Origin of the sequence: Streptomyces sp. NPDC127595 (assembly GCF_042671685.1) — a bacterium.
GTDB lineage: Bacteria > Actinomycetota > Actinomycetes > Streptomycetales > Streptomycetaceae > Streptomyces.
Genome location: NZ_JBHXWK010000009.1, coordinates 166,133 through 192,451, shown reverse-complemented (window position 1 = coordinate 192,451; position 26,319 = coordinate 166,133). Strand labels below are relative to the sequence as shown.

Here is a 26,319-nt window from a genome sequence, read left to right as displayed (position 1 = left end):
GAGCGCCACGAGGGGCCCCAGGCCTCCGGGGGCGGCCCGGGCGCGGACGCCACGCGCCCGGAACGGGAAGGGGAAAGCCCGGAGGACACCACCGGGCAGGCCCCCACGGAGCCCGGCGGTGACACCGAGCCCCCCGTGCCCACGCCCGGAACCGAGCCCGCCCCCGACACCTCGGCCGAGTCTCCGGCGCCCCTCCGTCCTTCGGCCGTTCTCCGTCCGTCGGACGAGTCCTCTTCTGCCTCGCGTCCTTCGGACGGGTCCCCGGCCACCCCGGGTCCTTCGGACGGGTCCCCGGCCACCCTGGGTCCTTCGGACGAGTCCCCGGCGCCTCTCCGTCCTTCGGCCGCTCCCCGTCCGCCGGACGAGCCCACCTCCGACTCACGTCCTTCGGTCGACTCTCCGGCCGCCCCCGGTCCTTCGGCCGAGTCCCCAGCCACGCTTCCTCCTTCGGCCGAGTCTCCGGCCGCTCCCCGTGCCTCGGATGAGCCCCCGGCGGACCCCGGTTCATCGGATGGGTCCCCGGCCGCCTTTGGTCCTTCGGCCGAGTCTCCGGCCGCTCCCCGTGCCTCGGATGAGCCCCCGGCGGACCCCGGTTCATCGGACGGGTCCCCGGCCGCCCTCCGTCCCTCGTACGAGTCCCCGGCCGCCGCCAGTCCGTCGCATGGGACCCCGGTCACGCCCCGTCCCTCCGGCGAGTCCCCGGCCACCCCTCGCCTCGCCAAGGAGGAGCCCCAAGCCGACCAAGGACCCACCGACGAGGCCCGTCCGCACACTGGTGCGGCGGGTGAACCCGGCGCCGAGGACGCCGCAAGGACGCGCGCCACGTCCGGACCGGGCAAGGGAGGACGGCCGCCGCGCCGCGAGAAGGGACCGGGCGGCGGGCTGCTGATGGGCCGCCCCTTCGGCGTACCCGTGTATGTCGCCCCGAGCTGGTTCCTCGTCGCCGCCCTGATCACCTGGGTGTTCGGCGGCCAGCTCGACCGCGTGCTGCCTGAACTCGGCGCCCTGCGCTACCTGGTCTCCCTCTTCTTCGCGGTCGCCTTCTACGCCTCCGTACTCGTCCACGAACTGGCCCACACCGTCGCCGCCCTGCGCTTCGGGCTGCCGGTGCGCCGGATCCAGCTCCAGTTCTTCGGCGGGGTCTCGGAGATCGAGAAGGAGTCCGAGACCCCGGGCCGGGAGTTCGTGCTGGCCTTCGTCGGGCCGCTGCTCTCCCTCGTTCTCTCCGGCGTTTTCTTTCTCGCCATGCAGACGGTCGAACCGGGCACCGTGCCGGGTGTCCTGCTGGGCGGCCTGATGATCTCCAACCTCATCGTGGCCGCCTTCAACCTGCTGCCCGGGCTGCCCCTCGACGGCGGCCGGATGCTCCGGGCCGTCGTCTGGAAGATCACCGGCAGGCCGATGAGCGGCACGATCGCCGCCGCCTGGGTGGGGCGCGCCCTCGCCGTCGCCGTACTGATCGGGCTGCCCCTGCTCACCCAGTCCGGCGCGCTCGGCGAGTCCCCGGACGACATCGGGGGCATGGACACCGTCACGGATGCCCTGCTCGCCGCCATCCTCGCCGCGATCATCTGGACCGGCGCCGGCAACAGCCTCCGGATGGCCCGCCTGCGCGAGCACCTCCCGGAACTGCGCGCCCGCGCGCTCACCCGGCGCGCGGTCCCGGTCGAGACCAGCACCCCGCTCTCGGAGGCGCTGCGCCGCGCCAACGACGCCGGCGCCCGTGCCCTGGTCGTGGTCGACGCCGACGGCCAGCCGCTCTCCCTGGTCCGCGAGGCCGCCATCGTCGGCGTACCCGAGCACCGCCGCCCCTGGGTCGCGGTCAGCGGCCTCGCCCAGGACCTCACCGACGGCATGCGCGTCTCCGCCGAACTCGCCGGCGAGGACCTCCTCGACACCCTGCGCGCCAACCCCGCCACCGAGTACCTGGTCGTCGAGGACTCCGGCGAGATCTACGGCGTCCTGTCCGCCGCCGACGTGGAGCGCGCCTTCGTGAAGGCCATGGCCCGGCCCGCCTAGCGGTGGTCGGGCGCTCCTTGCAGGACCGGTAGGCTGGTCACATGTCCGAACCGACCGGTGCCGCCCGCAGGCGCGGGCCCTTCAAGGTCGGGGACCAGGTTCAGCTGACCGACCCCAAGGGCCGCCACTACACGTTCACGCTCGAAGCCGGAAAGAACTTCCACACCCACAAGGGTTCCTTCCCGCACGACGAGCTGATCGGTGCTCCCGAGGGCAGCGTTGTCCGCACCACGGGGAACGTCGCCTATCTCGCGCTGCGCCCCCTGCTCCCCGACTACGTCCTGTCCATGCCCCGCGGCGCCGCCGTGGTCTACCCCAAGGACGCGGGGCAGATCCTGGCCTTCGCCGACATCTTCCCCGGCGCCCGCGTCGTGGAGGCGGGCGTCGGCTCCGGCTCACTCAGTGCCTTCCTGCTGCGCGCCATCGGCGACCAGGGAATGCTGCACTCCTACGAGCGCCGCGAGGACTTCGCCGAGATCGCCCAGCAGAACGTGGAGCGCTACTTCGGCGACAAGCACCCCGCCTGGCAGCTCACCGTCGGCGACCTCCAGGACAACCTGTCGGACACTGACGTCGACCGCGTCATCCTCGACATGCTGGCCCCCTGGGAGTGCCTGGAGGCCGTCTCCAAGGCGCTCGTCCCCGGCGGCATCCTCTGCTGCTACGTCGCCACCACCACCCAGCTCGCGCGGACCGTCGAGTCCATCCGCGAGATCGGCTCCTTCAACGAGCCGACCGCCTGGGAGTCGATGGTCCGCAACTGGCACGTCGAGGGCCTGGCCGTCCGTCCGGACCACCGGATGATCGGCCACACCGGCTTCCTGCTCACCGCCCGCCGCCTCGCGGACGGTGTCGAGCCGCCGATGCGCCGCCGCCGCCCCTCCAAGGGCGCCTACGGCGACGACTACACCGGTCCGAACGCCGACGGCGGCATGGGCCGCTGACGTAAGCAACGCACCACAACTGTGGCCGAGTTCCCGGGACAGCCGGGGAACTCGGCCACAGTGCTCTCCTGTTGACGCGTCGCTCTCCTGTTGACGCGCCGCCAAAAGTCCGTCGGAAGTCCGGACCCCGCCGTTCCACCGCACTGTGACGTGTGGCACCATGCGGGACACCCCCACCGGCACAGCCCTCACGGGAGACACTCCTAGTGCAGCAATCCGCCGTCCCGGAACTGGCACACACGCACACCAGCCCCATCCAGTGGGTCGCCACGGCCACCGCCGTCGCCGGAGTCGTCGCGCTCTCCTCCCTACTGCAGTCCGACCCGGCCACAGCGGCCCAGTCCGGCTCCGACGCGAAGCCGGCCCAGGCCGCCGTCACGGCTCCTGACCCGTCCGCAGTCGACTTCCCGATCGAGTGCGGGCCCGCGAAAGTCCTCGTCCTGAAGAAGGCTTCCGGAGACCTCGACGGCGACGGACGCCCCGAGACCGTGGCCGTGGTCCGCTGCGACGCGGGCTCGGGCACCCCGCCCAGCGGTGTCTACGTCCTCACCCAGGCCAAGGACGAGTCCGAGCCGCGCGTCGTGGCCACCCTGGTCGACCCCAAGGACCGACTGAGCGTCACCGACTTCGCGGTGAGTGACGGCGCCGTCACCGCCACCCTGCTCGGGTACTCCTCATCCGAGGTGCCGAGTTGCTGTCCGGACGTGAAGGATCTGGCCAAGTGGCAGTGGAAGAACGGTGCGTTCGTCCGCTCGACACCCTCCGGAGCCCAGAGCGTATGAACGCCCTGCGCGGCTCCGGGCATATGAGAACACCCTCCGCGCCGCGGAGGGTGTGAGCAAGCAGACACCAGTGACGCTGAGTGCGACTTCGGTCACTCCGCGTCGGGACCGTAAACCTCGACCCTGTCCGAAACCCGACGTACGTGAATACAGTCGCCCGGGCACTCCTTCGCGGAGTCCGTCACATCGCGCAGAAGCGGCAGTGGTACGGGCGTTGTGGCGCCCGGGGCCTGCAGCAGTTCGTCGCCGGAGCCCTTCACGTACGCCAGGCCGTCGATGTCCAGCTCAAAGACCTCGGGCGCGTACTGGGCACAGATCCCGTCTCCGGTACAGAGATCCTGGTCGATCCAGACCTCTAGCGCCTCGCCGTCGACTCCGGCCTCCTGCTGCACGGTCTTTCTCCTGCCGTTTTCTGCGCCGAGTGCCCCGATATCCCCGCAAGTCGGGCCAGCTCTGACGGGTGTTGAACACTTCGACCCTACCTCCGTCCGCTTCCCAATCATGTTGGGTGGGTATTCCACTGGCGTGAGGGAGAGCGCAAGGGTGAAGATCGGACACACCCCGACAGTCTTTGTGATCTAGGGGTTTCAATCGACACCCACCCAGGTAGGGTCTGGAAGCGTCCAGCTCCCCTTGGAGGAGGTGAGGACCGTGGCAGCCCACGACGACGACATGAACCGCGGCATCCGCCCGGGAAGAGGGTCCGATGACCCCGCCGGGCAGATTGCCTACCTTGAGCAGGAGATCGCCGTCCTGCGACGCAAGCTCGCCGACTCTCCGCGACACACGAGGATTCTCGAAGAGCGGATCGTCGAGTTGCAGACGAATCTGGCCGGCGTGTCCGCACAGAACGAGCGGCTCGCCAACACGCTCCGTGAGGCCCGCGACCAGATCGTGGCCCTCAAGGAAGAGGTCGACCGGCTCGCACAGCCGCCGGCAGGCTTCGGTGTCTTCCTCGTGGCCAACGAGGACGGCACGGCGGACATCTTCACCGGGGGCCGCAAGCTCCGGGTGAATGTCAGCCCCAGCGTGGAGCTCGAAGAGCTCAGGCGCGGCCAGGAAGTGATGCTGAACGAAGCTCTCAACGTGGTCGAGGCCATGGAGTACGAGAGCGTCGGCGAGATCGTCACCCTCAAGGAGATCCTTGAGGACGGCGAACGTGCCCTCGTGCAGGGGCACACCGACGAGGAACGGGTGGTACGGCTCGCCGAGCCGCTCCTGGACGTCGTCATCCGCCCTGGCGACGCCCTGCTTCTCGAACCCCGTTCCGGCTATGTCTACGAAGTCGTTCCGAAGAGTGAGGTCGAGGAGCTCGTCCTCGAAGAGGTCCCGGACATCGGCTACGAGCAGATCGGCGGCCTGGGCAACCAGATCGAACTGATCCGCGACGCGGTCGAGCTTCCGTACCTCCACCCCGATCTCTTCAAGGAGCACGAACTGCGGCCGCCCAAGGGCGTCCTGCTGTACGGGCCTCCTGGATGCGGCAAGACGCTCATTGCCAAGGCTGTCGCCAATTCGCTGGCCAAGAAGGTCGCCGAGGTGACCGGACAGGCCACGGGCAAGAGCTTCTTCCTCAACATCAAGGGCCCCGAGCTCCTGAACAAGTACGTCGGCGAGACCGAGCGGCAGATCCGCCTGGTCTTCCAGCGTGCACGTGAGAAGGCCAGCGAGGGCACCCCCGTCATCGTCTTCTTCGACGAGATGGAGTCCCTGTTCCGCACCCGTGGATCAGGCGTCAGCTCGGACGTGGAGAACACCATCGTCCCCCAGCTGCTCGCCGAGATCGACGGCGTCGAGGGCCTGGAGAACGTGGTCGTGATCGGCGCCTCGAACCGCGAGGACATGATCGACCCCGCGATCCTGCGCCCCGGACGACTCGATGTGAAGATCAAGATCGAGCGCCCGGACGCCGAAGCGGCCAAGGACATCTTCGCGAAGTACCTCACAGAGCGGCTTCCGCTGCACTCCGACGACCTCGGTGAGCACGGCGGCGACCGGGCGGCGACGGTCAACAACATGATCCAGACCGCCGTGGAGCACATGTACGACGAGTCCGAGGAGAACCGCTTCCTCGAGGTCACCTACGCCAACGGTGACAAGGAAGTCCTGTACTTCAAGGACTTCAACTCCGGCGCCATGATCGAGAACATCGTCGGCCGCGCCAAGAAGGCGGCCATCAAGGCCTTCCTCGATCAGAACCAGAAGGGCATTCGGGTCTCCCACCTCCTCCAGGCTTGCGTGGACGAGTTCAAGGAGAACGAAGACCTGCCGAACACCACCAACCCGGACGACTGGGCCCGAATCTCCGGCAAGAAGGGCGAACGGATCGTCTACATCCGTACGCTGGTCACCGGAAAGCAGGGCGCGGACACCGGACGCTCCATCGACACGGTGGCCAACACCGGTCAGTACCTGTAAAAGACAGGGCGGCTGCGGGTGCCCTCCGTGGGTACCCGCAGCCGACTGTTTTCCGGGTCACGGCTGGAGCGAGGCAATGACGCAAATGATCTCCCCACCAGTGCAAAGGCGTTCTAGGCTCTTTCGTACCGCCGAGTCGCGCAGTGCGGGGACGGGCACCGCACACGCGCCGGAGCACCAGCGGTACTTGAGCAGCGCCCCCGACCGAGGGCACTGCCGGGCAAGGAGGGCCGCATGACCGTACGGCGAGTAATGGGCATCGAGACGGAGTACGGGATCTCCGTCCCCGGCCACCCGAACGCCAATGCCATGCTCACCTCGTCCCAGATCGTCAACGCGTACGCGGCGGCGATGCACCGGGCGCGCCGCGCCCGCTGGGACTTCGAGGAGGAGAATCCGCTGCGGGACGCACGGGGCTTCGACCTCGCCCGCGAGGCCGCCGACTCCAGCCAGCTCACCGACGAGGACATCGGCCTGGCCAATGTCATCCTCACCAACGGCGCGCGGCTGTACGTGGACCACGCACACCCGGAGTACAGCTCGCCGGAGGTCACCAACCCGTTGGACGCCGTCCTGTGGGACAAGGCCGGCGAGCGCATCATGGCGGAGGCCGCGGAGCGCGCGGCCCAGCTGCCGGGCGCCCAGCCGATCCACCTCTACAAGAACAACACCGACAACAAGGGCGCCTCGTACGGCACGCACGAGAACTACCTGATGAAGCGGGAGACCCCCTTCTCGGACATCGTGCGCCACCTCACGCCGTTCTTCGTCTCACGTCAGGTCGTCACCGGAGCGGGCCGCGTCGGTATCGGTCAGGACGGGCACGAGCACGGCTTCCAGCTCAGCCAGCGCTCCGACTACTTCGAGGTCGAGGTGGGCCTGGAGACCACCCTGAAGCGCCCGATCATCAACACGCGCGACGAGCCGCACGCGGATGCCGAGAAGTACCGCAGGCTGCACGTGATCATCGGCGACGCGAACCTCTCCGAGATCTCGACCTATCTGAAACTGGGCACGACGGCCCTGGTCCTCTCGATGATCGAGGACGGCTTCATCGCCGTGGACCTGGCGGTCGACCAGCCCGTACGCACCCTCCACCAGGTCTCCCACGACCCCACACTCAAGCGCCTGGTCACGCTCCGCAGCGGCCGGACACTCACCGCTGTCCAGCTCCAGATGGAGTACTTCGAGCTGGCCCGCAAGTACGTGGAGGAACGGTTCGGGGCCGATGCCGACGACCAGACCGTGGATGTCCTGCTCCGCTGGGAGGACACCCTGAACCGTCTGGAGAACGACCCGATGAGCCTCTCCGGAGAGCTCGACTGGGTCGCCAAGCGGGAGGTCATGGAGGGCTACCAGCGCCGTGACGGCCTCGACTGGGACGCCGCCCGGCTGCACCTGGTCGACCTCCAGTACGCCGACGTACGGGCCGAGAAGGGCATCTACAACCGTCTGGCGGCGCGCGGCAAGATGAAGCGCCTCCTGGACGAGCAGGACGTCGAGCGGGCCCGTACGAAGCCGCCGGAGGACACGCGCGCGTACTTCCGCGGGCGCTGCCTGGAGCAGTACGCGGACGACGTCGCGGCGGCCTCCTGGGACTCGGTGATCTTCGATCTGCCGGGCCGGGACTCGCTCCAGCGCGTCCCAACCCTGGAGCCGCTTCGCGGAACGCGTAATCACGTCAAGGAGCTCCTGGACCGCTGCCGTACGGCTGAAGACCTGGTCAAGGTCCTGTCGGGCGGCTGAGCGGCCACGCCGGGGCCCGCACGGCCGACAGGGCCGGAGCGGCGGATCGGGGTGGAAAGAAGCCGCGTCCGGGAATCATCGAGGTGGCTCCCGGACGTTGTAGCAACTGCGGGGCCGATGTCGGACCCTGCTTGTAGGGTCTGATCAAGAACGTCGAACCGAGCGGGGTGAGGGTTTATGGCGACCAAGGACACCGACGGCGGACAGCAGAAGGCCACGCGTTCCACGGAAGAGGTCGAGGAGCAGGCGCAGGACGCGCAGGGTTCCGAGGACCTCAAGGAGCGCCAGGAGAAGCTGAGCGACGACGTGGACTCCGTCCTCGACGAAATCGATGATGTGCTCGAAGAGAACGCTGAGGACTTCGTGAGGTCCTTCGTTCAAAAGGGCGGAGAGTAACGCCAGTTGTCCGCCCCGGAGTCGGCCTGATCCAGCGGGTCGGCGCCGGGACGGATGATCGGCGTTCGCGCGGGTATGGTCCGTGCACAGATTTGATGATCGGCTCGGCCGTCCACGGCGGGCCGCAGCCTACGTGGAAGGAATCGCGTGGAAGCCAACCCTCGTAGCACCGGGCGTCTGCCGGCTGCCTTCCTGACGCCCGGGTCGTCGTCCTTCATGGACTTCCTCTCCGACCACCAGCCCGACATGCTCCCCGGCAGGCGGCAGCTGCCGCCCACCCAGGGCGTGCTCGAGGCCCCGCACGGCACGACCATCGTGGCCGTCACGTTCCCCGGCGGCGTGGTTCTCGCCGGTGATCGGCGGGCCACTATGGGGAATGTCATCGCGCAGCGTGACATCGAGAAGGTCTTTCCGGCCGATGAGTACTCGGCGGTGGGCATCGCCGGTACGGCGGGTCTGGCCGTCGAGATGGTCAAGCTGTTCCAGCTGGAGCTGGAGCACTTCGAGAAGGTGGAAGGCGCCACGCTCTCCCTGGAGGGCAAGGCCAACCGCCTGTCCACGATGATCCGTTCGAACCTCGGCATGGCCATGCAGGGCCTCGCCGTGGTTCCCCTCTTCGCGGGCTACGACGTGGACCGTGAGCGGGGCCGGATCTTCTCCTACGACGTCACCGGTGGGCGCTCCGAGGAGCACGGCTTCGCAGCCACCGGCTCCGGCTCGGTCTTCGCGCGCGGGGCCATGAAGAAGCTCTACCGCAAGGACCTGGCCGAGGCGGAGGCCACGACTCTCGTCGTCCAGGCCCTGTACGACGCGGCGGACGACGACTCGGCGACCGGTGGTCCCGATGTCGCCCGCCGGATCTACCCGATCGTCACCGTGATCACCGAGGACGGATTCCGCCGTCTGGGCGACGAGGAGTCCTCCGAGATCGCCCGCTCGATCCTTGAGCGGCGTCTTGAGCAGCCCGACGGTCCGCGGGCGGCGCTGCTCTGACGGGGCTGCCCTGTGGCGGCTGCTTGGCAGCCGCTGCCGGCAGCGGCTGCCTGGTAGTCGCTCTGGCAGCGACTTCTTGGAAGGTGATCCAGTGACTTCGACAGAAAGGGACGGATAGCCGGTGTCGACGCCGTTCTATGTCTCACCCCAGCAGGCGATGGCCGACCGGGCGGAATACGCCCGCAAGGGCATTGCCCGTGGCCGCAGCCTCGTTGTGCTGCAGTATGCCGACGGCATCGTGTTCGTCGGCGAGAACCCGTCCCGTGCGCTGCACAAGTTCAGCGAGATCTATGACCGGATCGGCTTCGCCGCCGCCGGCAAATACAACGAGTACGAGAATCTGCGGATCGGCGGTGTGCGTTATGCCGATCTGCGGGGTTACACCTACGACCGTGACGATGTGACCGCGCGCGGTCTTGCCAACGTTTATGCCCAGACGCTGGGCACGATCTTCTCCAGCGCGGCCGAGAAGCCGTACGAGGTGGAGCTCGTGGTCGCCGAGGTGGGGGACACCCCCGAGGGCGACCAGATCTACCGGCTGCCGCACGACGGGTCGATCGTGGACGAGCACGGATCGGTCGCCGTGGGTGGTAATGCCGAGCAGATCAGTACGTATCTGGATCAGCGGCATGAAGATGGCATGTCGCTTGCCGAGGCGTTGAAGCTGGCCGTGCAGTCCCTGTCCCGTGAGGCGAACGGGGGGGAGCGGGAGATTCCGGCGGAGCGGCTCGAGGTGGCGATTCTGGATCGGACGCGGCCGCAGCAGCGGAAGTTCAAGCGGATTGTCGGGCGGCAGTTGGCTCGGCTGCTTGAGGCGGACGGGGCGTCTACGGCTACCGAGGCGGAGGATCCCGAGGACGAGGAGTGATCTCGTCTTTGACCTTGCTCGTCCCGTGCCCCGGCCGTAGCGGTCGGGGCACGCGGCGTTTGGGGCACGCGGTGTTTGGGGCGCCTGCAGTTCGGTGGGGGGTCGGGGCCGGGGGCCGGTACATCCGCCCGTCGCCGATGGGCACTTTGGTTTGTTGTAGGGCCAGGCCCCGGTGTGACCACGTTGGCGACGGGCATTTGATGTACCGGCCCCCGGCCCCTTCCGCCGGTGGGCGGCTGACCGGTCTCTTGGCTCCCGGCTCCCGGTTCTTTCCGCCGGTGGGCGGCTGACCGGTCTCTTGGCTCCCGGCTCCCGGTTCTTTCCGCCGGTGGGCGGCTGACCGGTCTCTGCGAGTGTGGGCCTGGATTTAGGGCTCTGGGGGGCGTGGTGGGGCTGTGGAGCCCCGTACGACCAGTTGTACTGGGATGTCTCCTTGGAGGGGCGTGTGGCCCTCCAGGACGGCCAGGAGGGCCTGCATGCCGCGTTCGCCGAATAGTTCGGCGTTCAGGTGGACGGTGGTCAGTTCGGGGTCTATGGCTCTGGAGAGGGCGAGGTCGTCCAGGCCGGTGATGGAGAGGTCGTCGGGGATGTGGAGGCCGAGGCGGCGGGCCGCTTTGTAGGCGCCTGCGGCCAGGTTGTCGTCGTCGCAGACGAGGGCGGTGGGGCGGGGGCCGGGGGCCCGGAGGGCGGTCTCTGCGGCTTCCAGGGCGGCCTCGATGGAGAGCGGGGCGCGGACGGTGCGGAGGTGGGTGCCGGGGACCTCGGCGAGGCGTGTGGTGAGTTCCTGGGCTCGTACCTCGAAGGTCCAGGAGGGGATGTCGGCTGCCAGGTGCAGGAAGTGGCGGTGGCCGAGGGTGAGGAGGTGTTCGGCGACCTGGCGTACGCCGTCCCTGATGTCGAGGTTGACGGTTGCCGCGCCCAGGCTGCCCTCGGGGTTGCTGTCGAGCATGACCAGGGGGAGCTGGTCGCCGCGGATCGCGGTGAGGGCGTCGGCGGCCATGGAAGAGGCGATCACGCCGTCCAGGGCGGCGCGTGCCGAGCCGAAGGGGTCGCGGGCGGGGCCGATGCCCTCGGGGGAGGGGTAGAGGACGACGCCGAAGCCGTGTTCGGCGGCCACCCGGGCGGCGCCCGTGTAGACGCCGGCGAAGAACTCGGTGGTCAGGGCGGGGACCACCAGGAGGACGGTACGGGTGCGGCCGAGGCGCAGGTTGCGGGCGGCCAGGTTCGGGCGGTAGCCGAGCTCCTGGGCGGCCTCCCGGACCCGTTCGGCCGTCACCTCGGAGACCCGGCCGCGCCATTTGTCGCCGAGCACCAGCGAAACGGCGGCCTGGGAGACCCCGGCGGCCTGGGCGACGTCCCGGCTCGTGGGGCGCGTGCTACCTCGTGCCACCGTCGACCTGCTCCCTCGTGTGGACTCACGGACTGCGCACATGGTACGTATGGGAGACGGAGTTATACGTAAAACTTCAGACGCCACGGGATTACGAGAAGGGCTCCTCATGGCCGCGGGATATGCGGAGATCCTCCGGGCGCGGCATGCGGCCCGGCTGCTCACAGGGACGCTCATAGGGCGGCTGCCGAACGCGACCGCCGCCATCGCCGTCGTGCTCTTCATCCGCGCGGAGGGTGGCACGTACAGCCTGGCGGGTGCGCTGGCCGCCGTGTACGGGGTGGCCAACGCGGTGGGGCAGCCGCTGCTGGGGCGGCTCGTGGACCTGTACGGGCAGCCGCGTGTCCAGTTGCCCGCCGCGCTCGTCTCGGCGCTCGGGATGGCACTCTTCGCGTTCTCGGGCACCGACCCGCTGCCTCTCGCGTATGTCGCCATGGTGGTCGCCGGGCTCTTCACGCCGCCTCTGGAGGGCGGTCTGCGGGCGCTGTGGCCCTCGGTCCTCCGCAAGGAGGAGCAGGTGCACACCGCGTACGCGATGGACGCCGTGGCGCAGGAAATCATGTTCACCGTCGGGCCGTTGCTGGTGACGCTGTGCGTGGCGCTCTGGTCCGCCCAGGCCGCGCTGCTCGTGCTGAACGTCATCGGCGTCCTGGGCGCCCTCTCCGTTGTCGTGTCGCCCCCCTCGCGCGCGTGGCGCTCGGCTCCGCGCGAGGCGCACTGGCTCGGCGCGCTCCGTTCGGCCGGTCTTGTGGCCCTGCTCGGCGCCTTCCTGTTCGTCGGGATGGCCCTCGGCTCGATCACGGTCGCCGCCGTCTCGTACGCGGACGAGCATGGCGGGGACGCGGTGTACGGGTGGCTGATGGCGGGGATCGGTTTTGGCGCGCTCGTCGGCGGCACCGCGTACGGCGCGCGGCAGTGGACCGGTGCGCCCGAGCGGCGGCTGCGGCTGCTCGTGGCCCTCCTGGCGGTGTGTTATGTGCCACTGCTGCTGGTGCCGGGTCCCGTCGCCATGACGGCCCTCACCACGCTTGCCGGGGTGTTCCTCGCGCCCTGTATCGCCTGTGCGTTCGTCCTCGTCGACCGGCATGCCCCCAAGGGCACCGTCACCGAGGCGTTCTCCTGGCTTGTGACCACGTTCACCGTGGGAGCGTCCGTGGGAACGGGCCTGGCGGGCCCGGTCGTCGAGTGGGGCGGGGCGGTGTGGGGTTACGCCGTACCGGGGGCCGCCGGCGTCGCGGCGCTGGTGGTTCTGCTGGCCACGGGACGGGTCCTCGCAGCTACCGGGAACACGGGGGTGGTTGCGGTCTCATCGGAAAATGATCCAAACCGTGCCGTCGAACCCCGTTTGCGGTCAGGGGATCGGGCGTAATGTTCAGTCATGGACCGCCGCATTTTCGGGCTGGAGAACGAGTACGGCGTCACGTGTACGTTCAGGGGACAGCGCCGCCTGTCTCCCGACGAGGTGGCGCGGTACCTCTTCCGCCGTGTCGTGTCATGGGGCCGCAGCAGCAATGTCTTTCTGCGGAACGGTGCCCGCCTGTATCTCGACGTGGGATCACATCCGGAATACGCGACACCCGAATGTGACAACCTGATTGAACTGGTCACCCACGACAAGGCCGGCGAGCGCATTCTCGAAGGACTCCTGGTAGACGCCGAACGACGCCTGCACGAGGAAGGAATCGCGGGCGACGTCTACCTGTTCAAGAACAACACCGACTCGGCAGGAAACTCCTACGGGTGCCACGAGAACTATCTGGTGGCCCGGCACGGGGAGTTCTCCCGGCTCGCGGACATTCTCATTCCGTTCCTCGTCACGAGGCAGCTCCTCTGCGGCGCAGGCAAGGTGCTGCAGACTCCGCGAGGCGCCGTGTACTGCGTCAGTCAGCGCGCCGAGCACATCTGGGAGGGCGTCAGCTCCGCGACGACCCGCTCCCGGCCGATCATCAACACACGCGACGAACCGCACGCGGACGCCGAGCGCTACCGCAGGCTGCACGTCATCGTCGGCGACTCGAACATGTCCGAGACGACCATGCTCCTCAAGGTCGGCGCCACCGACCTGGTGCTGCGCATGATCGAGGCGGGCACGGTGATGCGCGACCTGACCCTGGAGAACCCGATCCGGGCGATCCGCGAGGTCAGCCACGACATCACGGGCCGGCGCAAGGTGCGTCTGGCCAGCGGCCGGGAGGCCTCCGCCCTCGATGTGCAGCGCGAGTACTACGAGAAGGCCGTGGACTTCGTGGAGCGCCGCGGCATCCGCACCGGAGTGGTCGAGCAGGTCCTCGAACTGTGGGGCCGCACGCTCGACTCGATCGAGTCCGAGGACCTCGACCGGATCGGCACCGAGATCGACTGGGTCATGAAGTACCAGCTCATCGAGCGGTACCGGGCGAAGCACAACATGACCATGTCCAACCCGCGCGTCGCGCAGATAGACCTCGCCTACCACGACATCCACCGTCGGCGAGGTCTTTACTACCTCCTGGAGAGGAAGGGACAAGCCGCCCGTATCTGCAACGACTTGAAGATCTTCGAGGGCAAGTCCGTGCCCCCGCAGACCACTAGGGCGCGGTTGCGCGGCGACTTCATCCGGCGCGCTCAGGAACAGCGCCGGGACTTCACGGTCGACTGGGTACATCTCAAGCTCAACGACCAGGCGCAGCGCACCGTGTTGTGCAAGGACCCGTTCCGCAGTGTCGACGACCGGGTGGAGAAGTTGATCGCGGGAATGTGAGCGGAGAGTTCCGGGCTTGATCCCGGAACGCAACGCGGGGCGTCGTACGTTTTCCGTACGGCGCCCTTCTCGCGTTGACAGTGCTGTTCAGGGGCACAAACCCCCGGCCCCCGGCCGGAATCAGGGGCGGGCCGGAACCCCGGACGGCGCCCAAACGTCAGTAAGGTAGCGCGCACGCCATCAACCAAGATCGACCGAACGAGGGCCCCCACCGTGCGCCGACGCTCACTTCTTCTAGCCGTACCCGCTGGACTTGTCACACTCGCCGGTTGCGGTGACGACGGCAAGTCGGACACGGCTGAGTCCAGCAGCAGCCCGTCGGCTTCGGCCTCCGCCTCGGCAGCCCCGCCGCCGCCGAAGATCGTCGACGGTCCGCTCCCGGCCATCACGGCCGGTGCGAAGTTCGGTGAGAAGCCGACCGTCGCCAAGGGCAGCGGCGACCCGTCGAAGGACCTGGCCGTCAAGACGGTCATCGCGGGCAGCGGCAAGACGGTCGCGGAGAACGACTACATCGAGGCCCACTACCTCGGCCAGGTCTGGGCGACGGCGAAGGTCTTCGACAACTCCTACGACCGCAAGACGCCGCTGCTCATCCAGCTCGCGCAGGGCAGCATCATCGACGGCTGGCGCTATGGCCTGGTGGGCAAGAAGGTCGGCAGCCGCGTCGAGATGTCCGTGCCGCCGACCTGGGGCTACGGCACGGAGGGGAACACGCAGGCGGGCATCAAGGGCACGGACACCCTGGTGTTCGTCGTCGACGTGCAGAACACGTTCAACTCCAAGAGCTCCGCCCAGGGCAAGACGGTCGCGCAGGACAACATCGACCTCCCGAAGGTCGGCACCAACACCGACGGCAAGGCCCCCTCCATCGACGTACCGAAGTCGGACGCCCCGACGAACCTCGTGGCGAACTACGTCATCGAGGGCGACGGCGCGGAGGTCGCGGCCGACAGCACCGTCCTGGTGCAGTACAAGGGCGTGCTCTGGGCCGACGGCAAGGAGTTCGACTCGACGTACAGCAGGGACTCGCTGACGTCGTTCTCGCTCACGCAGGTCGTCAAGGGCTGGGCCCAGGGTCTGACCGGCAAGAAGGTCGGCAGCCGCGTCCTGATCGTCGTTCCGCCGAGCCTTGGCTACGGCGACAGCCCGCCGGAGGGAAGCGGCATCAGCAAGGACTCCACACTGGTGTTCTCGGTCGACATCCTGGCGAAGATGTAACGCCTGCGGGGATGTGAGACTGTCGGAGTTGCTTAAAGGCCTTTACGCGAACAAGCAGGAGCTAGAGACGTGAGCATCGACAAGCCCGAGATCGACTTCCCGGGCGGCGAGCCCCCGGCGGACCTCGAGATCAAGGACATCTGGGAGGGCGACGGGGCGGTGGCCAAGGCCGGCGACTTCGTCAAGGTCCACTACGTGGGCGTTGCCTTCTCCACCGGTGAGGAGTTCGACGCCTCCTGGAACCGCGGCACCCCGCTCGAGTTCCAGCTCGGCGTCGGCCAGGTCATCAGCGGCTGGGACAAGGGCGTGCAGGGCATGAAGGTCGGCGGCCGCCGCCAGCTGGTCATCCCGGCGCACCTCGCGTACGGCGACCGCGGCGCCGGTGGCCGGATCGGTCCCGGCGAGACGCTGATCTTCGTCTGCGACCTCGTCGCGGTCTGAGTCGCGGTCCGTCCGACAGAGTCGCGGATCGAGAGACCTGCGGATCGACAGAGTCGCGGTCGGATCGTCGTACATCATCTGGCGAGGTCTGACCGGACTTGATCATCTGGGGCCCATGCCTGTCCGGGCATGGGCCCTCGGCTTTTGCCACGACACTCCGGAGCGGTACGGTCATCGGTCGGAAGCACCATAGGAAGGGCGTCGATGGCCATTGCCAAGGCCGAGCGGCTGATGAACCTGGCGCTGTGTCTGCTCGGGACACGGCGGCCGCTCAGCAAGCGCGAACTTCGCGAGTCCATCGAGGCCTATCTGGAGGCGAGTTCGGACGACTCCTTCAACAGGATGTTCGAACGAGACAAGGACGATCTGCGCGAACTCGGCCTGGTCATCGAGACGGTGGAGAACCTCGACGGTGAGGTCGGCTATCTCGCACGCCGTGACAGCAACCGGCTGCCGGCCATCACGCTCGACGCCGAGGAGGCCGCCGCCCTCGGCCTCGCCGCCAAGGTCTGGCAGCAGGCCCGCCTCGCGGGTGCCGCCAGCGGTGCCCTGCAGAAGCTGCGCGCCGCGGGTCTGCCCGAGGACGTCGACCCGTACGAGCCCCATGGCGCCCTGGAACCGTACATCCCCGTGCACGAGGCCGCCTTCGAGCCTTTGATGCTCGCCTGCCGCGACCGCCGCCCGGTCGCCTTCGACTATCGCAAGGCCACCGCTGTGCGCCCCGAGCCCCGCCATGTCGAACCGTGGGCCCTCGAATGCTGGCGCGGGCACTGGTACCTGGCGGGCTGGGACCGCGACCGGGGAGCCGAGCGCGTCTTCCGGCTCTCCCGGATCACCGGCAAGGTGCGCACCCGGGCAGGCCGGTACACCGCCGATGTGCCCGACGTCGTCACCGTGCGCGAGACCGTCGCGAGCTGGGCCGGCGAGATCGCCGACCGCTCCGCGCTGATCCGGCTGCGCACCGGCGCCGGCTACCCGCTGCGGGCCAAGGCCGTCTCCGTACGGGAACTCGGAGGCGGGTGGGACGAGTTGGAGATTCCGTACGGGCACGGTCTGGACGCCTGGCTGGTCGAGTTCGGGCCCGATGTGGTGGTCCTGGAGCCGGCCGAGCTGCGGGCGGATGTCGTGGACCGGCTGCGCGCCGTGGCCAAGGGCTGAGGGGAAAGTCAAGAAAGTGGCAGGAAAACCGGCCAGGCCCACGAACGCGATCGACCAGACCCGGCGGATGCTCTCGCTGGTGACCTATCTGCGTGAGCGCCCCGGCGCGCGCGTCAGCGACGTCGCCCGGGCCTTCGGGATCACCGAGGACGAGCTGATCTCCGACCTCGACGTGCTGCCGCTGTGCGGGACCAGCTTCCGCGGCGGCGACCTGCTCGACATCGACACCGACGGCGACCGGATCTGGTGGCGCAACCCGGGTGCCCTCGGGGCGGACGCGGCCGAGCCGCTGCGGATCGCCGCCGACGAGGCGACCGCGCTCCTGGTGGCCGCCCGCGCGGTGTCCACCCTTCCCGGACTGCGCGAGGGCGACCGGCAGGCGCTGCTGCGCGCCACCGCCAAGGTGGAGGCCGCTTCGGGCGAGGCGGCCGGGGCCAGCTCCCGGCTCTCGGTCACCTTCGAGTCCGAGGGCGGGGTCTTCGCGGACGTCGACCGGGCCATCTCGGAGCGGCGCCGGCTGTGGATCCGCTACTACTCGCCCTCGCGCGACGAGCTCTCCGAGCGGGAGATCGACCCGATCCGCCTGGTCAGCGTGGGCCACACCTATGTCGAGGCATGGTGCCGCCGCTCCGAGGCGCGCCGTACCTTCCGCCTGGACCGGGTCGCCGAGATCCGCATCATGGACGAGCCGTCCGCGCCGCCCGAGATCGAGATGCGTGACCTCTCCGAAGGGCTGGTGCAGCCGGCGGCAGAGGACCCCGAGGTGGTCGTGGAGGTCGGCCCCGGCGGGCGCTGGGTCGCCGAGTACTACCCGCACGACAGTGCGGATGAGCTGCCGGACGGCGGACTGCGTATCACCTTGCGGACCCCCGATCCCACATCGCTGCGGAGGCTGGCGCTGCGCCTGGGCCGCGACGGCCGGATCGTCTCACCGAGGGATCTCGCGGACAGTGCCCAGCAGGCGGCCCGCGAGGCACTCGCGGCCTACGACGGGCCTCAGGGAGTTCAGGACGGGCCGTACGACAGGCAGGAGCAAGGGCTTTGAGCACGTCGACGATGTCTGGTGTGTCGGAGAAGACCGGTGCGGCCGGGAACGCCGGTCCTTCGGACCGGGCGGCCGGTGCCTCGGCGGGCGGCGGCCCGGAGGTGTCCGTCGTCACGGCCTTCGCCGGGATGAGAAGGGTGGTCGAGACGGTCTTCCGGGCCGGCTGCCCCGACTGCCGGGCCGCTTTCGAGCTCAGGGCGGGCGCCCTGATGCTGGCCATCGGTGCGTCGAGCCGCACCACCTTCTACTCCTTCACCTGCCCGGAGTGCGGCGCCGCCGTCCGTAAGCCGGCCGGTGAACGCATCGTCGAGCTCCTCACCGGGGGCGGGGTGCGGACACTGCGCCTGCACTCGACCGGCCAGGGACCTGCCCCAGGGGATGGCCGAGGGCGGTCCCCGGCTCGGCCCGGGGTCGTCTAGGGTCGTCGTCATGTTCTGGCCGATGTTTGCGATCGCTGTGGGTTTCCTGGGAATCGCCGTTCTCGGTGTGCTGGCTGTCCGTGTCTTCCTCGAAGCCGAACGCCTGGGCAGACAGGTTTCCGATTCCGCACAGCGCATCAACAGGGCCGCCGAGGATCTGGAGCGCGCGGCCGTGACCACGGCGCGTTCCGTGGACGCGTTGTAAGTCACGGGTTCGCCGCGCTTTGAGTGGCTTTCGCCCTGTCACCATTGCCGGAACGGCAGGTACGCTGCTGGTCGCGGCCCCGATAAACGAGGCGCGGGTCGCGAACTGGGAGTACGCACAGGGATTGCCCCGCGTTTACCCCTGAGCGTTACGATCGCTGTCAGCGCGACGGTCGGACACATGTCCTACCGATCGGACAGCCCCCAATCCATGCCGCCTCGGTGAGAAGGTAAAGACTTATGTTCGGAAGGCTCGGCGCTCCCGAGATCATTCTCATCCTCGTCGTCATCATCCTGCTGTTCGGCGCGAAGAAGCTTCCGGACATGGCGCGCTCGCTCGGCAAGTCCGCTCGCATCCTGAAGAGCGAGGCCAAGGCCATGAAGACGGAGGGCCAGGACACGGCCGCCGCCCCGGCAGCCCCGCCGGCCACCGACGAGCAGCCCCCGGCTCAGCGCACCATCCAGGCCGCGCCCGGCGACGTGACCAGCTCCCGCCCGGTCACCGAGCCGACGGACTCGACGACCAAGCGCTGACGCAGGGCCGGTGACCTCCGGCCCGCCGCACGAGATGGGAACGTGGGTTGCTGAAGCCTGCCCGCCAGAAGGAGAAGGATCCCGAGGGGCGGATGCCCCTTGCGGAACACCTTCGTGAGCTCCGCAACCGGCTTGCGAAGGCGATGCTGGCCATCGTCGCCATCACGGTCGTCGCCGCCTTCTTCTACAACGACATCATCAATCTCATCACCAGGCCGATCCTCGACTCGGTCGGTTGCGAGCAGAGCTTCGAGCAGTTGTCGAAGTCCTCCTCCACCGAGCCGTGCGCGCAGATCACCATCAACGGTCTGCTCACCCCCTTCACGCTGGCGCTGAAGGTGTCGCTGACGGCCGGTGTCGTGCTCGCCTCGCCGGTCTGGCTCTACCAGCTGTGGGGCTTCGTCGCCCCCGGTCTGCACCGGCACGAGCGGAAGTACGCCTACGCATTCGTCGGCACGGGCGCCCCGCTCTTCCTGGGCGGCGCCTACTTCGCGTACACCGTGCTGCCCACCACGGCGAAGGTGCTGCTCGAATTCACACCTGAGAGCACGTCCAACCTCCTGCCGCTGGACGACCTGCTCGACCTCGTCACACGCATGGTGCTCGTCTTCGGCCTCTCCTTCGAGCTGCCCCTGCTGCTGGTCTTCCTCAACCTCACCGGGGCGATCACCGGCAAGCGGATGCTCGGCTGGTGGCGCGCCATGATCATGGGCATCACGGTCTTCGCGGCCGTGGCCACGCCCAGCACCGACCCGCTGACCATGCTGGCGCTCGCCGGGCCGATCTGGGTCCTGTACTTCGGCGCGGTCGCCTTCTCGCTGCTGAACGACCGGCGCAGGCGCCGGCGCGACGCCTCGGGACCGGCCGACGACGAAGCCTCCGAACTGGACCTCACTCCCGAAGCCATCGGCGAGGTCGAGACGGTGTCGGCCAGCCGGGCGGCACTGCCCGAGCAGACGAGTTCGGAGCGCGTCAACGGTTATGACGACGTGACCTGACACAGCGCGGAGAGATCGTAGGGTCAGGCTCGTGACCAGCGAGATCACCCTCTTCGTCAACCCCACCGCGGGACGCGGCCGGGGCGCCCACGCGGCGCAGCCGGCCGCTTCTGCTTTGCGGGCGGCGGGATTCTCCGTCCGTACGGTGCTCGGGGAGAACGCCGAGGACGCCCTCACGCGTGCGCGTGGCGCCGTCGCGGAGGGAACGGGCGCGCTGATCGCCGTGGGCGGGGACGGCATGGCCAACCTGGCACTGCAGGCCGTCGCCGGGACGCGCACCCCGCTCGGTCTGGTCGCCGCGGGCACCGGGAACGACTTCGCGCGGGCTCTGGGCCTTCCCGTACGCGATCCGGCGGCCGCGGGGCGGGTGATCGCCGAGGCACTCAAGAGCGGACGGCTCCGTGACGTCGACCTGGGCAGGGTCGGCGGCACCTGGTTCGGCACCGTCCTCGCCTCCGGCTTCGACTCACGGGTCAACGACCGCGGAAACCGCATGCGATGGCCCACCGGCCGCTTCAAGTACGACCTCGCGATGCTCGCCGAACTGGCCGCCTTCAAGCCCGTCCCCTACCGGATCACGCTGGACGACGGCGAGGCCCGGGAGATCGAGGCGACGCTCGTGGCGGTCGGCAACGGACCGTCGTACGGCGGGGGCATGAAGATCTGCGCGGACGCGGACCTGGGTGACGGACTCTTCGACGTGACGGTGGTCGGGTACTGCAGCCGTCGGACACTGCTCAAGGTGTTCCCAAGGGTCTACCGGGGCACGCATCTCGATCATCCAGAGGTCAGCGTGTACCGGGCGGCCAGGGTCGGGCTGGTCGCCGACGGGGTCACCGGGTACGCGGACGGGGAGCCGCTGGGGCCGCTGCCGCTCACGGCGGAGTGCGTGCGCGGTGCGGTACGGGTGGCGATTGCCTGAGCTGCGGGGATCTCGGGTTTCACAGGTGTGGATCCGGATATTGATCGTCCTGTTGTCAGTGGCTCCCGGTAGTCTCGAAAGCACGATGACAGAGGACCTCTCTCCGGCCGAGCGGTACGCGGCAGCACGGAAGCGCGCTGTCGAGCAGGCCACCGCTCTCGCCGGCTTCCGCGAGATGTACGACTTCGGCCTCGACCCCTTCCAGATCGAGGCCTGCCAGGCTCTCGAAGCGGGCAAGGGTGTGCTCGTGGCCGCGCCCACCGGCTCAGGCAAGACGATCGTCGGCGAGTTCGCCGTCCACCTCGCCCTCCAGCAGGGCAAGAAGTGCTTCTACACGACGCCGATCAAGGCACTTTCCAACCAGAAGTACGCCGATCTCTGCCGCCGTTACGGCGCGGACAAGGTCGGCCTGCTCACCGGCGACAACAGCGTCAACTCCGAGGCTCCGGTGGTCGTGATGACCACCGAGGTGCTGCGCAACATGCTGTACGCGGGCTCGCAGACCCTCCTCGGACTCGGCTATGTCGTGATGGACGAGGTGCACTACCTCTCCGACCGGTTCCGCGGGGCCGTCTGGGAAGAAGTGATCATTCACCTCCCCGAGTCGGTGACTCTGGTGTCGCTCTCGGCCACGGTGTCGAACGCGGAGGAGTTCGGCGACTGGCTGGACACGGTGCGCGGCGACACCCAGGTGATCGTCTCCGAGCACCGGCCCGTGCCGCTGTTCCAGCATGTGCTGGCCGGACGGCGGATGTACGACCTCTTCGAGGAGGGGGAGGGCCACAAGAAGGCGGTCAACCCCGACCTCACGCGCCTGGCGCGGATGGAGGCGAGCCGCCCGTCGTACCAGGACCGCAGACGGGGCCGCGCCATGCGCGACGCCGACCGGGAGCGCGAGCGCAGACAGCGCTCGCGGGTGTGGACGCCGAGCAGACCCGAGGTCATCGAACGGCTGGACGCCGAAGGGCTGCTGCCCGCCATCACGTTCATCTTCAGCCGCGCCGCCTGCGAGGCCGCCGTCCAGCAGTGCCTGTACGCGGGCCTGCGGCTGAACGACGACGACGCACGCCTCAGGGTGCGCGAACTCGTCGAGGAGCGCACGGCGTCCATCCCCACCGAGGACCTGCACGTCCTCGGCTACTACGAGTTCCTGGAGGGCCTGGAGCGCGGCATCGCGGCCCACCACGCGGGCATGCTGCCGACCTTCAAGGAGGTCGTCGAGGAACTGTTCGTACGCGGCCTGGTGAAGGCGGTGTTCGCGACCGAGACCCTCGCGCTGGGCATCAACATGCCTGCCCGTTCGGTGGTGTTGGAGAAGCTCGTCAAGTGGAACGGCGAGCAGCACGCCGACATCACACCCGGTGAGTACACCCAGCTCACCGGCCGCGCGGGACGCCGCGGCATCGATGTCGAGGGCCACGCGGTGGTGTTGTGGCAGCGCGGCATCAGCCCCGATCACCTGGCGGGACTCGCGGGCACCCGCACGTACCCGCTGCGCTCCAGCTTCAAGCCGTCGTACAACATGGCCGTCAACCTGGTCGAGCAGTTCGGGCGGCACCGCTCGCGCGAGCTACTTGAGACGTCCTTCGCGCAGTTCCAGGCAGACAAGTCGGTCGTCGGGATCTCCCGGCAGGTGCAGCGCAACGAGGAAGGTCTCGACGGCTACAAGGAGTCGATGACCTGCCACCTCGGGGACTTCGAGGAGTACATGCGGCTGCGCCGCGAGCTCAAGGACCGTGAGACCGAGCTGGCCAAGCAGGGCGCGGCGCAGCGGCGCGCGGAGGCGGCCGTCGCGCTGGAGAAGCTCAAGCCCGGCGATGTCATCCACGTCCCCACCGGCAAGTACGCCGGTCTCGCACTGGTGTTGGACCCCGGGCTGCCTGCCGGGCGGTCCAACGGCCACCGGGGCTTCGAGCAGCACGACGGACCGCGCCCGCTGGTGCTCACCGCCGAGCGTCAGGTGAAGCGGCTGGCCTCGATGGACTTTCCGGTGCCGGTCGAGGCGCTGGAGCGGATGCGGATCCCGAAGAGCTTCAACGCGCGCTCACCGCAGTCGCGCCGCGATCTGGCGTCCGCGCTGCGCACCAAGGCCGGGCACATCGTCGCCGACCGGCACCGCAAGAAGCGGGCCGAGGCCGCCGACGACCGCGAGATCGCCCAGCTGCGTACGGCGATTCGGGCGCACCCCTGCCACGGGTGCAACGACCGCGAGGACCATGCCCGTTGGGCCGAGCGCTATCACCGGCTGCTGAGGGACACCTCGCAGCTTGAGCGGCGTATCGAGGGCCGGACGAACACCATCGCCCGCACCTTCGACCGGATCGTCGCGCTCCTCACCGAGCTCGACTATCTGCGGGGCAACGAAGTCACCGAGCACGGTAAGCGGCTCGCGCGGCTGTACGGCGAGCTCGACCTGCTCGCCAGTGAGTGCCTGCGGGCCGGGGTCTGGGAGGGGCTCAGTCCGCCCGAACTCGCCGCCTGTATCTCGGCGTTGGTGTACGAGTCCCGGGTCGCGGATGACGCGATGGCGCCGAAGGTGCCGTCCGGTAAGGCGAAGGCCGCGCTCGGTGAGATGGTGCGGATCTGGGGGCGTCTTGACGCCCTGGAGGAGGACTTCGGGATCACCCAGACCGAGGGGGTCGGGCAGCGCGAGCCGGATCTGGGGTTCGCGTGGGCCGCTTATGAGTGGGCCTCCGGCAAGGGGCTTGATGAGGTGCTGCGTGAGGCGGAGATGCCTGCGGGGGACTTTGTGCGGTGGTGCAAGCAGGTGATCGATGTGCTGGGGCAGATTTCGGCTGCGGCGCCTGTTTCCGGGGCGGCGGCGGGGTCTACGGTCGCTAAGAACGCGCGTAAGGCGGTGGATGGGCTGCTGCGGGGGGTGGTGGCTTACTCGTCGGTGGGGTGACCGGTTGTGGGGTCACCGTTGGTGGGGCGGGGTGGGCGTTGGTGGGGGTCGGGGGCGGGGGGTTCTGGGGGTGCGGGTGGGTGGGGGTGGGGAGTTTTTCGCCCCCTCCGCCCCTGCCCTTCCCGTTCCTCTGGGGCTCCGCCCCAGGCCCCGGCAGGGGGGCTCTGCCCCCTGGACCCCCGCCAGGGGCTGCGCCCCTTGGATCCCTGCCTGGAGGGGTGCCCCTTGGATTCTTGCCTGGGGGTGCGCCTCTTGGATCCTTGCTGGGGGTGCGCGCCCTGGATTCCTGCCTGGGGGTGCGCCCCTTGGATCCTTGCCAGGGGCTGCGCCCCTTGGACCCTCGCCAGGGAACTGCGTCCCTTGGATCCCCGCTGCTCAAGCGCCGGAGGGGCTGAATATCTCAGGCGTGGGCCCGGAGATACGGGCGCCAGCCTCCGTACCTCGTGATGTCCTCCGCTCCTTCGAGGGCGGACGGTTCGCAGAGGAAGCCGGGGATGTGGCCGCCGTCGGCCAGTTCGACTCGGCCCAGGGTCATCGGGCGGGGGAGTTCGGCGAGTAGGCGGCCCAGGCCCTCGGCGGGGAGCCGCCAGACTTCGGCCTCGATGGCGGCGCCGCCTTCGCCGATGTGGACCAGGCCGGGCTTGGGCGGTGTGGTGGACAGCGCGTGCAGGCGGTAGGCAGGTGCTGTGGTTGTCGTACGTTCCAACTCGGCGCCCAGGGAGAGGAGTTGGCCGTTGAGGGGCTGGCCCGACAGGTGGGCGCCCACCACGGCGATGCGGAGTTGCGGCTGGAGGAGGCGGGCGATCCGGGCGAGGCGCTCGTCGGTGAACGCCGGGCCGATCAGCATCACGCCGAACGGCAGTCCGTTCACGGTGCCGGCGGGTACGGCGACCGCCGCCAGGTCGAAGAGGTTCGTGGAGTTGGTGAATCGGCCGAGGCGGGCGTTGGCGCCCAGCGGGTCGGCGGCGACCTCGGCGAGGGTGGGGTGGCCAGGGGCTGTCGGCAGCAACAGGGCATCCGTGTCGCCGAGTTGGGCGAGGGCGCGGGTGCGGAGGATCGCCAGACGGTCCTGGTCGGCGTACAGCTGGTGGGCCGGGATGTCACGGGCGCGGGTGATGATCCCGGCGACTGTTGGATCGAGGCCTGCACCCCCCTCACCGATCAACTTGTCGACAAAGCTCCCTACGGCGGTGTAGCGCTCGGCGACGAACGCGCCCTCGTAGAGCATCGCGGCGGCCTCGGTGAATGGGCTGAGGTCGATCGTGCGCAACTCGGCACCGGTTGACCTGAGTTGTTCGACCGCTGCTTCGTACGCCTCCGCCCAGCCCTCGTCCAGCTCGCCGAGCTGTGCCCGGCCGGCGACGGCGATGCGCCATGGGCCGGGCGTCCGCTGGGGGAGTGCGGGGAGGTCGCGGCCCGGCGGAGAGACCATGTGTGCGAGGGCCTGCTCGGCCTCCGGGAGGGTACGGGCGAAGACGGTCACGCAGTCCAAGGAGGCGCAGGCGGGGACGACGCCGGTCGTGGGGACCAGGCCGCGGGTCGGCTTGAGGCCGACGATGCCGTTGAAGGCGGCGGGGACGCGGCCTGAACCCGCCGTGTCCGTGCCGAGGGCGAAGTCCACGATTCCCAGGGCTACGGCGACGGCCGACCCCGAGCTGGAGCCGCCGCTGATCCTGGCCGGGTCGAGGGCGTTCCGTACGGCGCCGTGGGGGGAGCGGGTGCCGACCAGGCCGGTGGCGAACTGGTCGAGGTTCGTGGTGCCGAGGACGATCGCGCCGGCCGCGCGGAGGCGGGCGACCACTGGCGCGTCGGCCTCCGGGGTATAGGCGTACGCCGGGCAGCCGGCGGTCGTCGGGAGGCCTGCCACGTCGATGTTGCCCTTCGCGGCGAAGAGTTTGCCTGCGAGGGGGAGGTGGTGCCCTGCGGTGACTCGTTCGTCCATGACGCGCGCCTCTTGCTCTACCTCCGCCTGGGGGCGCAGGTTGATCCAGACCTCGGGGCGGTCGGCCTCTTCGATGCGGGCGTAGGCCCTGTGGACTCGGGTGAGGGCGGGGGACGACATCCGTGCTCCTTGGCTGGGGTCTCGTGCTCGACTGCGGGCCGGTGGGTGGTCTGTGCCCACCCGTTCCGCCGTGCGGAACGCCTGCCCACAGACCACGGGGCGGGATTCGTAGTGCTG

The 26,319-nt window shown here is 69.2% G+C and carries 23 protein-coding genes; 20 read left to right on the top strand and 3 right to left on the bottom strand.

The window, feature by feature from the left end; all coding sequences use genetic code 11:
• Positions 1-135 precede the first annotated feature (135 nt).
• The 3 genes from ACFVKT_RS27640 (at position 136) to ACFVKT_RS27630 (ending at position 3,745) form a co-directional block, all read left to right on the top strand.
• A complete protein-coding gene (locus ACFVKT_RS27640) occupies positions 136-2,019 on the top strand; it encodes a site-2 protease family protein (RefSeq protein WP_385736601.1) in 1,884 nt (627 codons plus the stop codon).
• Between the two features lie 41 nt (positions 2,020-2,060).
• A complete protein-coding gene (locus tag ACFVKT_RS27635; protein WP_266467034.1) occupies positions 2,061-2,963 on the top strand; it encodes a tRNA (adenine-N1)-methyltransferase in 903 nt (300 codons plus the stop codon).
• Positions 2,964-3,169: 206 nt separating this feature from the next.
• Positions 3,170-3,745 carry a hypothetical protein gene (locus ACFVKT_RS27630; protein ID WP_385736124.1) on the top strand — a complete coding sequence of 192 codons (576 nt, stop codon included), beginning with the start codon at positions 3,170-3,172 and terminating at the stop codon, positions 3,743-3,745.
• A 92-nt stretch (positions 3,746-3,837) separates the two neighbouring features.
• Here ACFVKT_RS27630 and ACFVKT_RS27625 read toward each other — a convergent pair whose 3' ends face one another.
• Complete coding sequence (locus ACFVKT_RS27625; protein ID WP_385736121.1) at positions 3,838-4,137, bottom strand: ferredoxin; 300 nt, start codon at positions 4,135-4,137, stop codon at positions 3,838-3,840.
• A 259-nt stretch (positions 4,138-4,396) separates the two neighbouring features.
• Between ACFVKT_RS27625 and arc the strand changes: the two genes are divergently transcribed.
• From arc to prcA, 5 genes are all read left to right on the top strand, one after another.
• Positions 4,397-6,163, top strand: coding sequence for a proteasome ATPase (gene arc / locus ACFVKT_RS27620; RefSeq protein WP_385736118.1), 1,767 nt, complete (start codon positions 4,397-4,399; stop codon positions 6,161-6,163).
• A gap of 234 nt (positions 6,164-6,397) precedes the next feature.
• Complete coding sequence (gene dop / locus ACFVKT_RS27615; RefSeq protein ID WP_385736115.1) at positions 6,398-7,909, top strand: depupylase/deamidase Dop; 1,512 nt, start codon at positions 6,398-6,400, stop codon at positions 7,907-7,909.
• A 177-nt stretch (positions 7,910-8,086) separates the two neighbouring features.
• Positions 8,087-8,305 carry a ubiquitin-like protein Pup gene (locus ACFVKT_RS27610; RefSeq protein ID WP_385736112.1) on the top strand — a complete coding sequence of 73 codons (219 nt, stop codon included), beginning with the start codon at positions 8,087-8,089 and terminating at the stop codon, positions 8,303-8,305.
• A 147-nt stretch (positions 8,306-8,452) separates the two neighbouring features.
• Positions 8,453-9,298: a proteasome subunit beta gene (gene prcB / locus ACFVKT_RS27605; RefSeq protein ID WP_385736109.1), complete on the top strand. Its 846-nt coding sequence runs from the start codon at positions 8,453-8,455 to the stop codon at positions 9,296-9,298.
• Positions 9,299-9,419: 121 nt separating this feature from the next.
• On the top strand, positions 9,420-10,166 hold the full coding sequence (gene prcA, locus ACFVKT_RS27600) for a proteasome subunit alpha (protein WP_385736106.1): 747 nt from the start codon (positions 9,420-9,422) through the stop codon (positions 10,164-10,166).
• A 367-nt stretch (positions 10,167-10,533) separates the two neighbouring features.
• Here prcA and ACFVKT_RS27595 read toward each other — a convergent pair whose 3' ends face one another.
• Positions 10,534-11,556, bottom strand: a complete 1,023-nt coding sequence (locus tag ACFVKT_RS27595) for a LacI family DNA-binding transcriptional regulator (protein ID WP_385736103.1) — start codon at positions 11,554-11,556, stop codon at positions 10,534-10,536.
• A gap of 109 nt (positions 11,557-11,665) precedes the next feature.
• Here ACFVKT_RS27595 and ACFVKT_RS27590 point away from each other — a divergent pair, with 109 nt between their 5' ends.
• The 12 genes from ACFVKT_RS27590 to ACFVKT_RS27535 all read left to right on the top strand — a co-directional run bounded on the left by ACFVKT_RS27590 (position 11,666) and on the right by ACFVKT_RS27535 (position 24,140).
• Positions 11,666-12,925, top strand: coding sequence for an MFS transporter (locus tag ACFVKT_RS27590; protein ID WP_385736101.1), 1,260 nt, complete (start codon positions 11,666-11,668; stop codon positions 12,923-12,925).
• A gap of 9 nt (positions 12,926-12,934) precedes the next feature.
• A complete protein-coding gene (pafA, locus tag ACFVKT_RS27585) occupies positions 12,935-14,296 on the top strand; it encodes a Pup--protein ligase (protein WP_385736098.1) in 1,362 nt (453 codons plus the stop codon).
• Positions 14,297-14,509: 213 nt separating this feature from the next.
• Positions 14,510-15,514 (top strand): FKBP-type peptidyl-prolyl cis-trans isomerase, encoded by a 1,005-nt coding sequence (locus ACFVKT_RS27580; RefSeq protein WP_385736095.1) that lies wholly within the window; start codon positions 14,510-14,512, stop codon positions 15,512-15,514.
• 69 nt (positions 15,515-15,583) lie between these two features.
• A complete protein-coding gene (locus ACFVKT_RS27575; RefSeq protein ID WP_385736092.1) occupies positions 15,584-15,955 on the top strand; it encodes an FKBP-type peptidyl-prolyl cis-trans isomerase in 372 nt (123 codons plus the stop codon).
• 204 nt (positions 15,956-16,159) lie between these two features.
• Entirely contained in the window at positions 16,160-17,113 is a 954-nt protein-coding gene (locus tag ACFVKT_RS27570; protein ID WP_385736089.1) for a helix-turn-helix transcriptional regulator, read from the top strand.
• A 16-nt stretch (positions 17,114-17,129) separates the two neighbouring features.
• Positions 17,130-18,158 carry a helix-turn-helix transcriptional regulator gene (locus tag ACFVKT_RS27565; RefSeq protein ID WP_385736086.1) on the top strand — a complete coding sequence of 343 codons (1,029 nt, stop codon included), beginning with the start codon at positions 17,130-17,132 and terminating at the stop codon, positions 18,156-18,158.
• A gap of 20 nt (positions 18,159-18,178) precedes the next feature.
• Entirely contained in the window at positions 18,179-18,577 is a 399-nt protein-coding gene (locus ACFVKT_RS27560) for a hypothetical protein (RefSeq protein ID WP_385736080.1), read from the top strand.
• 10 nt (positions 18,578-18,587) lie between these two features.
• Complete coding sequence (locus ACFVKT_RS27555) at positions 18,588-18,782, top strand: hypothetical protein (RefSeq protein WP_365434703.1); 195 nt, start codon at positions 18,588-18,590, stop codon at positions 18,780-18,782.
• 239 nt (positions 18,783-19,021) lie between these two features.
• Positions 19,022-19,315 (top strand): Sec-independent protein translocase subunit TatA, encoded by a 294-nt coding sequence (gene tatA, locus ACFVKT_RS27550; protein WP_266467080.1) that lies wholly within the window; start codon positions 19,022-19,024, stop codon positions 19,313-19,315.
• Between the two features lie 47 nt (positions 19,316-19,362).
• On the top strand, positions 19,363-20,313 hold the full coding sequence (gene tatC / locus ACFVKT_RS27545; RefSeq protein WP_385736076.1) for a twin-arginine translocase subunit TatC: 951 nt from the start codon (positions 19,363-19,365) through the stop codon (positions 20,311-20,313).
• A 31-nt stretch (positions 20,314-20,344) separates the two neighbouring features.
• On the top strand, positions 20,345-21,235 hold the full coding sequence (locus ACFVKT_RS27540) for a diacylglycerol kinase (protein WP_385736074.1): 891 nt from the start codon (positions 20,345-20,347) through the stop codon (positions 21,233-21,235).
• Positions 21,236-21,275: 40 nt separating this feature from the next.
• Positions 21,276-24,140, top strand: a complete 2,865-nt coding sequence (locus tag ACFVKT_RS27535) for a DEAD/DEAH box helicase (RefSeq protein WP_385736598.1) — start codon at positions 21,276-21,278, stop codon at positions 24,138-24,140.
• A 400-nt stretch (positions 24,141-24,540) separates the two neighbouring features.
• Here the strand turns inward: ACFVKT_RS27535 and atzF are convergent, their stop codons facing one another.
• On the bottom strand, positions 24,541-26,202 hold the full coding sequence (gene atzF / locus ACFVKT_RS27530; RefSeq protein WP_385736071.1) for an allophanate hydrolase: 1,662 nt from the start codon (positions 26,200-26,202) through the stop codon (positions 24,541-24,543).
• Positions 26,203-26,319: the final 117 nt, after the last annotated feature.

Excerpts from the sequence above, each read along its gene's own strand:
- ACFVKT_RS27570 (WP_385736089.1), top strand. The coding sequence starts at position 16,160 with ATGGCCATTGCCAAGGCCGAGCGGCTGATGAACCTGGCGCTGTGTCTG.
- ACFVKT_RS27555 (WP_365434703.1), top strand. The coding sequence starts at position 18,588 with ATGTTCTGGCCGATGTTTGCGATCGCTGTGGGTTTCCTGGGAATCGCC.
- ACFVKT_RS27590 (WP_385736101.1), top strand. The coding sequence starts at position 11,666 with ATGGCCGCGGGATATGCGGAGATCCTCCGGGCGCGGCATGCGGCCCGG.
- ACFVKT_RS27610 (WP_385736112.1), top strand. The coding sequence starts at position 8,087 with ATGGCGACCAAGGACACCGACGGCGGACAGCAGAAGGCCACGCGTTCC.
- atzF (WP_385736071.1), bottom strand. The coding sequence starts at position 26,202 with ATGTCGTCCCCCGCCCTCACCCGAGTCCACAGGGCCTACGCCCGCATC.
- dop (WP_385736115.1), top strand. The coding sequence starts at position 6,398 with ATGACCGTACGGCGAGTAATGGGCATCGAGACGGAGTACGGGATCTCC.
- tatA (WP_266467080.1), top strand. The coding sequence starts at position 19,022 with ATGTTCGGAAGGCTCGGCGCTCCCGAGATCATTCTCATCCTCGTCGTC.
- pafA (WP_385736098.1), top strand. The coding sequence starts at position 12,935 with ATGGACCGCCGCATTTTCGGGCTGGAGAACGAGTACGGCGTCACGTGT.
- ACFVKT_RS27635 (WP_266467034.1), top strand. The coding sequence starts at position 2,061 with ATGTCCGAACCGACCGGTGCCGCCCGCAGGCGCGGGCCCTTCAAGGTC.